Raw genomic sequence first — 12,763 nt, 5'->3', positions numbered from 1 at the left:
TCAGTGCCCGGCGCCCGCCGTCGCGCTGGCGGAGGCCGCGTCGGTCGGCGTGGCCGGCGGCTCCTCGCCGCCCGGGGTCTCGCCCGCGGCGGGGCTCTCGGTGCCGGCCGGCGAACCCGAGGGGCTGCCCGACGGGGAACCGGACGGGGAGGCCGACGCGCCCGGGGCGGCCGGGACCTCGGTCGGGCCCCACTCCTTGAAGTAATGCTCGGCCGGGACGACGAACGCGCGCAGGCTCACCTCACCCGTCTTGCTGAAGGTGAAGGTGACCTTCTGGGCGTTGCCGTCCTGCACGGCCTCGCGGCTGCTCGGCAACATCGCCGTGGCGTTGTCCTTGCCGCCCAGGATCAGCGAACCGCCGGCCGGGATGGTCAGGCTGCCGCCCTTGGCCGGCTTGAGCTCGGCGGTCTTGCCGGTGCCGGGCAGGGTGATGGACTCCAGCGTCTGGTCGGTGCGGCCCTCGTTGAAGAAGGTGGCGGAGATCGCGGCCGGGCCGGTCGACTCGAGGTCGGGCTGCGTGATCACGATCGCGTTCTGGATCTTGATGTCCCCGACGCTCGTGGCCGCGTTGTCCGGCTTGATCTCCAGCGTCTGGGCGTTGTGGCCGGCTCCGCACGCGGCGAGCGAGGCGACCGAGAACGCGATGGCGGCAGCGGCGAGGGCGCCGCGTCGAAGGCTGCTGCTCACGGCGGCGGCAACTCCTTGACTCGTACGGAGCGGCCGATAAAGCCGCCCTAAGGGTCTGTCAGCGGGCCTTAGGTTACCGAGCCGTTCCCGTGTGGCCGCACCCGACCCCCCGGCGCCTCCGATCCCACCTGCGTCTCAGCCGACTCCTGCGTCACAGGTGACTCGTGCGTCACATTGCCGCGTGCTCGTCCGGCATTCACATAAGAGTCCCGGGCCGTACCGCAAAACTTCCGTGAAGGAATGCGTGCGCCGCCCGGAAAATCGATCACCCGCGGCTCGTCCGGGGGCCGTGTGATCAATTCCGGATTCGGCGGGAAGCCGGCTCGGGCCGCCGAACGGAGTAGCGGAAGTCGATCACATGGAACCGGACATTTCGGGATGTTCGGCCGTCTGGGCGGCGCTCCGGATGCGTGTAACGTACGCGTTTCGCTCGGCCCGGAGAGCCGCTCCCACCTGCGAATACCTTCTTCCACTCCCTGTCCGAAGCACGTTCCTGTCGGAGTTGTCAAGCCCCGAGATATGCCCTGACCTGCGAAAACGCCATTCAGTAGACGCCGTATCCGTGTTACCCTGGATAGCCACGGAAGGGGTACCTGTCACATGACGTTCAAGGTTGGCGACACCGTGGTCTATCCCCATCACGGGGCCGCGCTGATCGAGGCCATCGAAACTCGCCAGATCAAAGGCGTGGACAAGACCTACTTGGTGCTGAAGGTCGCCCAGGGCGACCTGACGGTACGTGTGCCAGCGGACAATGCGGAGTTCGTCGGCGTGCGTGATGTGGTCGGTCAGGACGGGCTGGACCGGGTCTTCGAGGTGCTGCGCGCGCCGTACGCCGAGGAGCCCACGAACTGGTCCCGTCGTTACAAGGCAAACCTGGAGAAGCTCGCCTCCGGCGATGTCATCAAGGTCGCGGAAGTCGTGCGTGACCTGTGGCGTCGTGAGCGCGAGCGCGGACTCTCCGCCGGTGAGAAGCGCATGCTCGCCAAGGCCCGCCAGATTCTGGTGAGCGAGCTCGCGCTCGCGGAGAACACCAACGAGGACAAGGCCGAAGCCCTGCTCGACGAGGTTCTCGCCTCCTGAGGTGAGTCGCTCAGCGCTCTGCCGATCAACACTGCGCTGATCCACTCTGCACATCGAAATGCCGCGGTGCCCGATGACGAATTCCTTGTCGCCGGGCGCTGCGGCATGTTCGTACTCCTACGCCGATGCGCCATACCCCCGGGATGTGTTATCACTCACGCCCCGGTGTGGCGTGCCGGGCCCGGGCAGCCGGCTCGACCAGCGTCACGGAAGGGTCCGGTCGAGCGCGTCGCGCCCGGCACTCTCCAGGCCATACCCACGCCAGGCCAGCACACAAACCTGACAGGAACCGATGTCTGACGATTCGCGTCCCTCGCCGTCCGCCGCCCCCGCGACGGCCCGTACGGCGGTCGTGATCCCGGCCGCCGGCCGTGGCGTACGGCTAGGCCCGGGCGCCCCCAAGGCGCTCCGCGCGCTCGGCGGCACCCCGATGCTCATCCACGCCGTCCGCGCCATGGCCGCCTCGCGCGCCGTCTCCCTGGTCGTGGTCGTCGCCCCGCCCGACGGCGCCGCCGAGGTCAAGTCGCTGCTCGACGCGCACGCGCTGCCCGAGCGGACCGACTTCCTCGTCGTGCCCGGCGGGCAGAGCCGCCAGGAGTCCGTGAAGCTCGGCCTGGACGCGCTGCCGCAGGGCCACGACATCGTGCTGGTGCACGACGCGGCCCGGCCGCTCGTCCCCGTCGACACGGTCGACGCCGTGATCGAGGCCGTACGCGACGGCGCCCCGGCCGTGGTCCCGGCGCTGCCGCTCGCCGACACGGTCAAGCAGGTCGAGCCCGCGCGGACGCCCGGCGAGCCGGAGCCCGTCGTCGCCACGCCGGAGCGCGCGCGGCTGCGGGCGGTGCAGACACCGCAGGGCTTCGACCGGGCCACGCTGGTCCGGGCGCACGAGACGGTCACCGGGGACGTCACCGACGACGCCGGCATGGTCGAACAGCTCGGCCTCACGGTCGTGGCCGTCCCCGGCCACGAGGAGGCTTTCAAGGTCACCCGCCCGCTGGACCTGGTCCTCGCCGAGGCGGTCCTCGCCCGCAGGAGGCTCAACGATGGTTTCTGACGCCTTCCCGCTGCCCCAGGTCGGCATCGGCACCGACATCCACGCCTTCGAAGAGGGCCGCGACCTGTGGTGCGCCGGCCTGAAGTGGGAGGGCGAAGGCCCGGGGCTGGCGGGCCACTCCGACGCGGACGTCGTCGCCCACGCCGCCTGCAACGCCCTCTTCTCCGCCGCGGGCCTCGGCGACCTCGGACAGCACTTCGGCACGGGCCGCCCCGAGTGGTCGGGCGCGTCCGGGGTCGCGCTGCTCACCGAGGCCGCCCGGATCGTGCGCGCGGCGGGCTTCCGCATCGGCAACGTCGCCGTCCAGGTGGTGGGCCCCCGGCCGAAGATCGGCAAGCGCCGGGACGAGGCGCAGAAGATCCTGTCGGAGGCGGCCGGGGCCCCGGTGTCGGTGTCGGGCGCGACCACGGACGGCCTGGGCTTCCCGGGACGCGAGGAGGGCCTGATGGCGGTGGCGACGGCCCTGGTGGTACGCGCGGACCGAGCCTGACGGGCCGATCGGGGCCGCGCACTCCCCACGGCCCACTACCCTAGGAACCGTGACCATTCGCCTGTACGACACCAGCGCCCGGCAGATCCGTGACTTCTCCCCGCTCAAGCCGGGTTGTGTCTCGATCTACCTGTGTGGCGCCACCGTGCAGGCCGCACCGCACATCGGGCACATCCGCTCGGGTCTGAACTTCGACATCATGCGCCGCTGGTTCGAGTACCGCGGCTACGACGTCACGTTCGTGCGGAACGTCACCGACATCGACGACAAGATCATCGCCAAGTCGGCCGACCAGGGCCGCCCCTGGTGGGCCATCGGCTACGAGAACGAGCGGGCGTTCAACGACGGCTACCGGGCCCTCGGCTGCCTGCCCCCGACCTACGAGCCGCGCGCCACCGGCCACATCACCGAGATGGTCGAGATGATGCGCGGCCTCATCGAGCGCGGGCACGCCTACGTCGCCGACGGCAGCGTCTACTTCGACGTCCGCTCCTTCCCGCAGTACCTGGCGCTGTCCAACCAGGACATCGACGACCTGCGCCAGCCCGACGAGGGCGTCTCCGGCAAGCGCGACCCGCGCGACTTCGCCATGTGGAAGGCGACCAAGCCGGGCGAGCCCGACTGGGAGACGCCCTGGGGCCGCGGCCGGCCCGGCTGGCACCTGGAGTGCTCGGCGATGGCCCACAAGTACCTGGGCTCCGCCTTCGACATCCACGGTGGCGGCCTCGACCTGGTCTTCCCGCACCACGAGAACGAGATCGCGCAGGCCAAGGCCTACGGCGACGACTTCGCCCAGTACTGGGTGCACAACGCCTGGGTCACCATGAGCGGCGAGAAGATGTCCAAGTCGCTCGGCAACTCCGTGCTGGTCAGCGAGATGGTCAAGCGCTGGCGCCCCATCGTGCTGCGCTACTACCTCGGCACCCCGCACTACCGCTCGATGATCGAGTACAGCGAGGAGGCCCTGCGCGAGGCCGAGTCGGCGTTCGCGCGGATCGAGGGCTTCGTGCAGCGCGTGGTGGAGAAGGCCGGCGTCGTCGAGCCGGCCGCCGAGGTGCCGCTCGCCTTCGCCGAGGCCATGGACGACGACCTGGGCGTGCCGCAGGCCCTCGCGGTGGTGCACACCACGGTCCGGCAGGGCAACAGCGCCCTGGCCGCCGACGACAAGGAAGCCGCCGTGGCCCGGCTCGCCGAGGTCCGCGCGATGCTCGGCGTCCTCGGCCTCGACCCGCTGGACCCGCAGTGGGCCGGGGAGGGCGACCGCGGCGAGGACCTGCACGGCGTGGTCGACACGCTCGTGCGCATGGTCCTCGACCAGCGCGAGGCCGCCCGGGCCCGCAAGGACTGGCCGACCGCGGACGCCATCCGCGACCAGCTGGGCCAGTCCGGCCTGGTCATCGAGGACGGCCCGCAGGGCCCGCGCTGGAGCCTCGGCCCGCGCTAGCCCGGCCGCGGCCGGAAGATCGATTGTGCCGTCCGGGACTCCGGGCGGCACACTTCATAGACGTACGCAGTTCACCGCCTCACGGCGACAGCAGAGACAGGTAGGTCATGGCAGCCAACAACCGCCGCATGTCCGGCAAGAAGGGCGCGCAGGTCGGCAGTGGCGGCCAGCGGCGCAAGGGCCTGGAGGGCAAGGGCCCCACCCCGCCCGCCGAGATGCGCAAGGGACACAAGAAGAACCGGCTCGCGAACGCCAAGGCGCGCCAGACCTCGCGCCGCCCCGCGGCCCGGGGCCGCGGCGGCAAGTCGGCCTCCGAGCTGGTCGTCGGCCGCAACCCGGTCTACGAGGCCCTGCGCGAGGGCGTGCCCGCCTCGACGCTGTACGTGCAGCAGTTCATCGACAACGACGAGCGCGTGCGCGAGGCCCTGCAACTGGCCGCCGAGCGCGGCGGGATCAACCTCATGGAGGCCCCCCGCCCCGAGCTCGACCGGATGACGAACGGGCTGAACCACCAGGGCCTGGTGCTCCAGGTCCCGCCGTACGAGTACGCCCACCCCGAGGACCTGCTCGACGCCGCCGCCGACGAGGGCGCCGACCCGCTGATCGTCGCGCTGGACGGTGTGACCGACCCGCGCAACCTGGGCGCGGTCGTGCGGTCCGTCTCCGCGTTCGGCGGACACGGCGTGGTGGTGCCCGAGCGCCGGGCCGCCGGGATGACGGCCGGTGCCTGGAAGACGTCCGCCGGTACGGCCGCCCGGACGCCCGTGGCCCGCGCCACCAACCTGACGCGCGCGCTGGAGGCGTACAAGAAGGCCGGTGTCGTGGTCGTCGGACTCGCCGCCGACGGCGACGTCGAACTGACCGAGCTGGAGGCCCTGGCGGGCCCGGTCGCGATCGTGGTCGGCAGCGAGGGCAAGGGCCTGTCCCGGCTGGTCGGGGAGACCTGTGACTTCCGGGTGCGGATCCCGATGCCGGGCGGCGCCGAGTCGCTCAACGCCGGTGTGGCGGCGGGCATCGTGCTCTACGAGGCGGCCCGCCGACGCGCCTGAACACGCGTCCGGAACCTCACCCGTGCGGGGTAATTCCGGGGTGATCGGGGCGACGAGGACAAGCTTGACGGGGTCCGGACAGATAGGGCGGGTCAAAGCAGTGTCCTAACCCGACGTCACTCGGTTAGATGAGTGTGGACACCAGAACACCCCGCACACCCACGGGGGACCGCTCGTCGGGACTCGACGACGCTCCCGCGCTGAGCATGGTGAAGGTGCCGAGCGACCCGGCGCAGGTGATCGTCAACCACGCGAGTTTCCGCGTGCAGTTGGGCGTATCGACGCGTCGCGTCCAGTCCCCCCGGGTCGCACGGCATCTGAACGCCACCGAGGACACCGCCCGCATCCCCGTCGTCACCGCCGGGGGCGCGGCGGACGGGGCCACCGCCCGGCGCCGGCCGGTCGTCTGGAGCGGCAGATCCGCGCCCGACGACACCGGCGCCCACCGGCTGCTGCAGGCCGTGCGGCACGAGAGTGTCCGGCACGCCGAGGAGCCCCCCGCCGACACGGGAGCCACCCAGGTCATCTCCCGCGTGGACGCCGGCCACGAGGGCGCGGGCTACGCCACCGGGTACCCGGGCGACGGCTACGAGGACGACCTCGTCCAGACCGTCGAGACCCCCGTCGTCGGCCCCCAGCGCTCCCACGACCCCGCCGACGGCACCCGGCTGCTGCCCCCCATGCGCACGGTCGGCAGCGCCTACGACGAACCCGCCTACCCGGACGGCGAGTTCGAGGACCTCCCCGACGCGGAGGAGGCGGCCGAACGGCGCGTCAGGCGGCACGGCGACGACCCGGCGCGGCACGCCTACTACCCGGGCCGCCGCATGAACCTCGGCGTCGTCCTGCTCCCGCTGCGCGTCTTCCTCGGCTTCATCTCCATCTACGCCGGCATGGGCAAGCTGTGCGACCCCGTCTACTTCGACGGCGGCAAGCGCGGCTCCATGGTGAAGTGGCTCAACACCCTGCACCCCTGGGAAGTCGCCGAGCCGCTGCGCCAGTTCGCCCTCGAACACCCGGTGGGATCCGGGCTGGTCATCGCCTTCGCACAGGTCATCGTCGGCGTCCTGACGGTCCTGGGCTGCTGGCAGCGCGTCGCCGCGGCCTTCGGTGCGCTGCTCTCCGCCGCGCTGCTGGTCACCGTCAGCTGGAAGAGCGTCCCGGCCTACGAGACGCCCGACATCATCTACCTCGCCGCCTGGTCCCCGCTGATCATCGCCGGTGCGCCCGTCTACTCCGTCGACGGCCGCCTGGCCGGCAGCGCCTGGCGGCGCCTCGGCCCCCGCGCCGACATCTGGGACCTGCGCCGCTACGTGCTGCGCCGCGGCGCCCTGGTCACCGCCGTCGCCGTCGGTCTCACCCTGCTCGTCGGCTCGCTGCTCGGCGGAGCCGTCCGCGACGCCGACCGGGTCGTCGTCCCGGGCCCCGGCGAGGCCCCGCGCAACGAGCTGCCCGGCTCCCCGCTCCCCGGCGAGCCCGGCAAGCGGCAGGAGAAGCGGACCCCGTCGGCCTCCACGTCGCCCACGCAGGGCGCCACGGCCGGCTCGGCCAGCCCCAGCGCGGGCACCACGACCCGGCCGGGCGCCACCCGCGACACCGGCACGGTCACCGGCGGCTCCCCGAGCCAGACGCAGGGCACCGGCGGCCAGGCCCCGCCCCAGCAGTCCTCCCCGGTCGACCAGGCGCCGACCACGACCTCCGGCCCCACGTCCGGCGGCAGCGCCACGGGCGGCTCCGGCTCGACCGGCGGTGGCGGCACGGGCGGCGACGGCTCCTCGTCCACGGGCCGTCCGGGCCTGGTGGGCGGGCTGCTGGGCTGACCGGCCGACACCCACGGGCAACGGGAAGGGCCCCGCACCACGAGGTGCGGGGCCCTTCCTCGTGCCCGGGGCACACGCGGCGCTCTCAGCGTCCCAGCGCCGCCAGTTCCTTGGCCGCCTCCGTCAGGTCCTTCGCCGTGTCGATGGCCCGCCAGTACGACCCCTGCGGGATCGTGAACCCGGCCAGGCGCCGCTCCCGGGCCAGATGCGGAAACGTCGTCCGCTCGTGGTCTCCGCGCTGCGGCAGCAGCCCCGCGAACTCGGGGGAGAAGACGTAGACGCCCGCGTTGATCTCGAACGTCGAGGGCGGGGCCTCGATGAAGTCGGTGATGTGGCCGAAGCCGTCGGTCTTCACGGCGCCCCACGGCAGCCGGGGACGCGCCAGGGCCACCGTCGCGATCGCGTCGCGCTCGGCGTGGAAGCCGGCCATGTCGCGCAGCGAGAAGCGCGTCCAGATGTCGCCGTTGGTGGCGTACCAGGGCTGGTCCGGGTGGGGGAGACGCGCCGCGGCGTACTTGAGGCCGCCGCCGCGGCCGAGGGGCTCGGGTTCGACGACGGTGGTGACGGAGAGGGGCAGATCGGCCGTCTCCAGCCACTTCTGGAGCACATCGGCGAGGTGGCCACAGGAGACCACGACGTCCGTCACGCCCTCCTCGGCGAGCCAGGACAGCTGATGGCCGATGATCGGAGTCCCCGTCCCGGGGATCTCGACCATCGGCTTGGGCCGGTCGTCGGTGTACGGACGCAGCCGGGAGCCCTGGCCGCCGGCCAGAACGACGGCTTGAACGGGGCGGGACGCGGCGTTCGGATCGCTCATGAGACCGAACTGTACGTGGCGTCCCGCCCGGGACGACGGGGGAAGTCGCTTCCCTCGTCGGCTGTCACCGGCGTCCCGGGCATGGCCGGTCCGCCGTCGGGTCGACCCGGCGGTCTGCGCCGGGGTGGCGCGCTCAGCTGTGTGCCGCGGCGACGCCTGTGGCGAAGGACGTGTCGCAGACCGGGCGGGCGTAGGACTGGGCGCGGGTCGGGCCGTAGACCCGGACGGCTGCCTCGCCGAGGGCGCGGGCGATGGACTTGCAGTGCTTCGCCAGCGACGGGCGGCCGTTGACGGCCTGCTGGAGGTGGGTCAGGGCGACGCCCGGGTTCTCCTCCTGCAGCTCGGTCAGCAGTCTGTCGCGCAGGACGTCCTGGGGGGCGCGCTTGGCGGCGCGGGAGGCGCCGGCGGACGTGGCGGTGTCCGCTGCGGTGAGCACCGGGTCGGTGGAGTAGCCCGACCAGTTGACTCGGGTGACCGCGAGGGTCCCGGAGAGCACCAGGACGACGGGCAGGACGAAAGCGAGGGTGCGGCCGATCCGGCGGGCGGGGCCCCGGCCGCGTCGCGTCTGAGGGTTGTTGGAGTGCTTCACGCGTGTGAGGGTAGCGCCCGGTAATGGTTTGTAGACATTTAGTCACCGGTTCGGGGGATGAGGAAGTGCCCCTTTTTGGGTACTGGGTTGACGCACAACGCTCGAAACGTCCGGTCTGCCGGGGTATTTGTCGACAACGAGAAGGGCCCCGCGGCAGGTCGCGGGGCCCTTCTTCGTCAACCTGGGTGATTCACCCGGGGTTGTGCGTTCGCCGGTTGATCAGTCGGACAGGCGCTCGCCGCTCGACGTGGAGAAGACGTGGGTCTCGCCGGAGCGCGGGACGACGCGCAGCTGGCTGCCCTTCTCCGGGACGTCGCGGCCGTTGACGCGGACGACGAGGTCCTTGGAGTCGTCGCCGAGCTTGGCGGTGCCGTAGACGTAGGCGTCGGCGCCGAGCTCCTCGACGACGTTGACGGTGACGGCGAGACCCTGGTCGGACTCGGGGCCGGCCACGTCGAAGTGCTCGGGGCGGACGCCGACCGTGACGGTCTTGTCGCTGGTGGCGGTGAGCGCGTCACGCTGCACCGGCACGACCGAGTTGCCGAACTTCACGCCGCCGTCGGTGACCGGCACCTCGACCAGGTTCATGGCCGGGGAGCCGATGAAGCCGGCGACGAAGAGGTTGGCGGGCCTGTCGTACATGTTGCGCGGGGTGTCGATCTGCTGGAGCAGACCGTCCTTGAGGACCGCCACACGGTCGCCCATCGTCATGGCCTCGACCTGGTCGTGGGTGACGTAGACGGTGGTGATGCCGAGGCGGCGCTGCAGGGACGCGATCTGCGTACGCGTCGACACACGGAGCTTGGCGTCCAGGTTGGACAGCGGCTCGTCCATGAGGAAGACCTGCGGCTCACGCACGATGGCGCGGCCCATCGCGACACGCTGGCGCTGACCGCCGGAGAGGGCCTTGGGCTTGCGGTCCAGGTACTCGGTGAGGTCGAGGATCTTCGCGGCCTCCTCGACCTTCTGCCGGATCTCCGCCTTGTTGACGCCGGCGATCTTGAGCGCGAAGCCCATGTTGTCGGCGACCGTCATGTGCGGGTACAGCGCGTAGTTCTGGAACACCATGGCGATGTCCCGGTCCTTCGGCGGCAGGTGGGTGACGTCGCGGTCACCGATGCGGATGGCGCCGGCGTTGACGTCCTCGAGCCCCGCGAGCATGCGGAGCGAGGTGGACTTGCCGCAGCCGGACGGGCCGACGAGGACGAGGAACTCGCCGTCCTCGATGTCGATGTCGAGCGCGTCGACGGCGGGCTTGGTGGAGCCCGGGTAGATCCGGGTCGCCTTGTCGAACTGCACAGTGGCCATGGTGAGTGAACCCCTTCTACCGGCAGGAACGTGCCGGACGATCCGAGTAGGAAGGCGGTGCCACGACGGTGTTCCGTTGTGGTGTAGTCCACGCGTGTGAACTGGCTCAGGACGGTACCTGGCGTTCACACGTCTGTCAGTAGTTCCGGGCATGTGAACTTCGCGGAAATTTTCGATCCGCCCCGGGCCCGGCCCCAACTCCGTGGCTCCGGCTGACGGCCTCTGTGTACAGTGGTGCCGCCTCGCGCGCGGTGCCACAGCGCGCGTGCCTCCTTAGCTCAGCTGGCCAGAGCAACGCACTTGTAATGCGTAGGTCGTCGGTTCGAATCCGACAGGGGGCTCCACTGCAACCCCAGGTCGGACGTGCTCCGACCTGGGGTTCGTCATCGGCGGACCCCCACGGCGGCGCCGAGTGCGAGCCGCGAGGTTCTCCTGGGTCCCAGTTGTGGTCGACCTGCTCCGAGCCTGCCTCGATCACTTGCGTTTTGAACTGAATCACTTCTCAAGCTCAAGTTTCCCTCAGTGGATCAACTTCTGACGGACCGGCGTATCGATCGCGCTATATATTGCAGTCATCCGCCGATTCGGGCGGAAGGGGAGAGGAATTCACGTGCGTAGAGCGCCGATGTGACGCTTGTTTGTGGCTCCTGGAGAATTCTCGCGGTAGAGGCGCGGCGCTGCGACAAGCCCTACAAGAAGTGGTGCGCGCTCTCGGGCAGGTGAGACCAGGGTCGAGCTGAGCGGGAGCGTCTCGGCCGAGGCGGGCGTCCTTCTCGCGAAGGCCGAGACGGAGTTCGGTGCGAAGGCGGTCGGCGAGGTCGGTACCTCGACCGGGCACAGGTTCCGGGTCAAGTATGAAACGAGTGCGAACCGCTGTGGGAAGAAGAGGATCGGTTCGGGTGTCGTGAAAATGCCGACCAAGGAGGTCGGGTGGCGTTATTGGGAGACCCGCACATGATTCGTGGAAAGTGGTGTATGCGTCGCATCTCCCCTGTTCTCGTTCCGGTTTTTTCTGCTGTCTTCATTGTCGGGTGCAGTGGTGAATCCGAGGATAAGGGCGGGTCGCCGGAGGGGGTGAGGTCGAGTTCTTCGGACTCTGGGGCGAGTGATCGGGAGAAGGTGCTGGAGGAGCGGGCTGAGAAGGCGCTCGCTCTGGGGGCGGGGGATGAAACCGGTGCCTCGTTCGTGGAGGCGGGGATGGAGCGCGTCGGGGATGGGATCCATACCCGATCGGTTCTGTCCACCGGCGCGTCCTACTCCTTGGCGGTCGTCTGCTCGGGAACCGGGGAGGTCCGCCTCACCGTGTCGGTGAAGCGGACGGAACCGCAGACCGTGGCGTGTGACGGTGTTCCCGTCCGGCAGCGTCTCGCGGACGTGCCGGCACAGGTCGGGATCGACGTCGACGGCCTCGCGGGAGCCTCCGGGATCGTGGGCTGGCGCATCGACGAGGTGGTCGAGTAGGTGCCGCCGCCGGAGCGGTCAGGTCAGCGGCTGCTTGAGGCGGCGGGTCATTTCCAGTTGGGTTTCGTCGAGGGGGGTGCCGTCCTCGATGTCCCAGAGGGCGTTCTGGAGCAGGCGGGCGAGGGTCCAGGCCCGGGCGCGGGGGCGGTCCAGGGCGAGGATGTCGGTCATCGCGTCGAAGCGCCAGCGGATGTCGTCCGGGTCGTAGCGGTTGGCCAGGGCCGGCCAGAGGTCGAAGCCGGGGTCGCCCGCCAGGGGTTTGGGGTCGATGGCGAGCCAGGGGGCGCGGTCGGCGGCCAGGACGTTCTCGTCGTGCAGATCCCAGTGCAGGAGCCGGTCGCCCGGTTCGTCGACGACCTCGCGGACGGCGGCCGCGCAGTCGGAGATGAGGCCGCGGGCCTCGGGGTCGGGGATGCGGGCGAGTGCCCGGGGAGTCCGGTCGAGCATGGCGCGGGCGATGTCGCCGAGGCTGCGCAGGCCGGGCGGGGCGGGGAAGGAGGTGAGGTGGGCGAGGAGTTCGGCGATCGTGGTGACGGCCCGGTGTGCGTCCGGGACGTGGGAGAGCATGCGGGTCTCGTCGAGACGTTCCAGCAGCATGGTGCCGGTGGGCTCGTCGTGGTCGAGGAGACGGACGGCCCCGTCGCCGTTCCAGAAGCGCAGCGCTACGGGTTCGCCCTCGCTCTCCTCGTCGAGGATCTGGAGCTTGAGGACCGCGGGCGTGCCGTCCCGGCCGCGGACCGGGAGGACCAGGGCGGAGACGCCGTGCATGGGCGGTCCGTCGGGGGTCAGCGCCCAGTGGTCGAGGAAGTGGGCCGTCCGGTCCGGCAGCGCGGCGATGAAGGCCCGGCCCGCCTCCCCGTTGTACTTCTCCTGTGACGCGGCCAGGTCCCGGGGAATCTCGATCACGTCCGGCACGGTAGTGGGGTGTGCCGCGACCGTCATGCGAATAAGCAGGGGG

The 12,763-nt window shown here is 70.9% G+C and carries 12 protein-coding genes and 1 tRNA gene; 8 read left to right on the top strand and 5 right to left on the bottom strand.

The annotated features are described in order from the left end of the window. On the bottom strand, positions 1-687 hold the full coding sequence (locus ACIGAQ_RS32225; protein WP_399789228.1) for a DUF461 domain-containing protein: 687 nt from the start codon (positions 685-687) through the stop codon (positions 1-3). 600 nt (positions 688-1,287) lie between these two features. On the opposite strand from ACIGAQ_RS32225, the gene ACIGAQ_RS32220 reads away from it, so the two are divergent. The 6 genes from ACIGAQ_RS32220 (at position 1,288) to ACIGAQ_RS32195 (ending at position 7,630) form a co-directional block, all read left to right on the top strand. Next, complete coding sequence (locus tag ACIGAQ_RS32220) at positions 1,288-1,770, top strand: CarD family transcriptional regulator (protein WP_003953493.1); 483 nt, start codon at positions 1,288-1,290, stop codon at positions 1,768-1,770. A 292-nt stretch (positions 1,771-2,062) separates the two neighbouring features. Further along, positions 2,063-2,827, top strand: a complete 765-nt coding sequence (ispD, locus tag ACIGAQ_RS32215) for a 2-C-methyl-D-erythritol 4-phosphate cytidylyltransferase (RefSeq protein WP_311681305.1) — start codon at positions 2,063-2,065, stop codon at positions 2,825-2,827. Continuing rightward, positions 2,817-3,317 carry a 2-C-methyl-D-erythritol 2,4-cyclodiphosphate synthase gene (gene ispF, locus ACIGAQ_RS32210; protein WP_399789225.1) on the top strand — a complete coding sequence of 167 codons (501 nt, stop codon included), beginning with the start codon at positions 2,817-2,819 and terminating at the stop codon, positions 3,315-3,317. The genes ispD and ispF overlap by 11 nt, the downstream gene beginning before the upstream one ends. Positions 3,318-3,366: 49 nt before the next feature. Then, on the top strand, positions 3,367-4,761 hold the full coding sequence (cysS, locus tag ACIGAQ_RS32205) for a cysteine--tRNA ligase (RefSeq protein ID WP_311681307.1): 1,395 nt from the start codon (positions 3,367-3,369) through the stop codon (positions 4,759-4,761). Positions 4,762-4,868: 107 nt separating this feature from the next. Beyond that, complete coding sequence (gene rlmB, locus ACIGAQ_RS32200) at positions 4,869-5,810, top strand: 23S rRNA (guanosine(2251)-2'-O)-methyltransferase RlmB (RefSeq protein WP_362280979.1); 942 nt, start codon at positions 4,869-4,871, stop codon at positions 5,808-5,810. A gap of 128 nt (positions 5,811-5,938) precedes the next feature. Then, positions 5,939-7,630, top strand: coding sequence for a DoxX family membrane protein (locus ACIGAQ_RS32195; protein WP_399789220.1), 1,692 nt, complete (start codon positions 5,939-5,941; stop codon positions 7,628-7,630). 85 nt (positions 7,631-7,715) lie between these two features. Here the strand turns inward: ACIGAQ_RS32195 and ACIGAQ_RS32190 are convergent, their stop codons facing one another. The 3 genes from ACIGAQ_RS32190 to ACIGAQ_RS32180 all read right to left on the bottom strand — a co-directional run bounded on the left by ACIGAQ_RS32190 (position 7,716) and on the right by ACIGAQ_RS32180 (position 10,344). Further along, a complete protein-coding gene (locus ACIGAQ_RS32190) occupies positions 7,716-8,447 on the bottom strand; it encodes a nucleotidyltransferase family protein (protein ID WP_362280985.1) in 732 nt (243 codons plus the stop codon). A gap of 133 nt (positions 8,448-8,580) precedes the next feature. Beyond that, positions 8,581-9,036: a hypothetical protein gene (locus ACIGAQ_RS32185; protein WP_311681312.1), complete on the bottom strand. Its 456-nt coding sequence runs from the start codon at positions 9,034-9,036 to the stop codon at positions 8,581-8,583. 219 nt (positions 9,037-9,255) lie between these two features. After that, entirely contained in the window at positions 9,256-10,344 is a 1,089-nt protein-coding gene (locus tag ACIGAQ_RS32180; protein ID WP_311681313.1) for a sn-glycerol-3-phosphate ABC transporter ATP-binding protein UgpC, read from the bottom strand. 267 nt (positions 10,345-10,611) lie between these two features. Between ACIGAQ_RS32180 and ACIGAQ_RS32175 the strand changes: the two genes are divergently transcribed. Then, positions 10,612-10,688: transfer RNA gene (locus tag ACIGAQ_RS32175), tRNA-Thr, on the top strand. A 631-nt stretch (positions 10,689-11,319) separates the two neighbouring features. Then, positions 11,320-11,805, top strand: coding sequence for a hypothetical protein (locus tag ACIGAQ_RS32170; RefSeq protein ID WP_399789216.1), 486 nt, complete (start codon positions 11,320-11,322; stop codon positions 11,803-11,805). Positions 11,806-11,823: 18 nt separating this feature from the next. Here the strand turns inward: ACIGAQ_RS32170 and ACIGAQ_RS32165 are convergent, their stop codons facing one another. Next, complete coding sequence (locus tag ACIGAQ_RS32165) at positions 11,824-12,747, bottom strand: aminoglycoside phosphotransferase family protein (RefSeq protein ID WP_399789213.1); 924 nt, start codon at positions 12,745-12,747, stop codon at positions 11,824-11,826. Between the last annotated feature and the right edge of the window lie 16 nt (positions 12,748-12,763).

Origin of the sequence: Streptomyces sp. NPDC085932, assembly GCF_044540525.1 — a bacterium.
GTDB classification, from domain to species: Bacteria; Actinomycetota; Actinomycetes; order Streptomycetales; family Streptomycetaceae; genus Streptomyces; species Streptomyces levis.
This window is presented reverse-complemented; position numbering and strand designations above follow the sequence as displayed.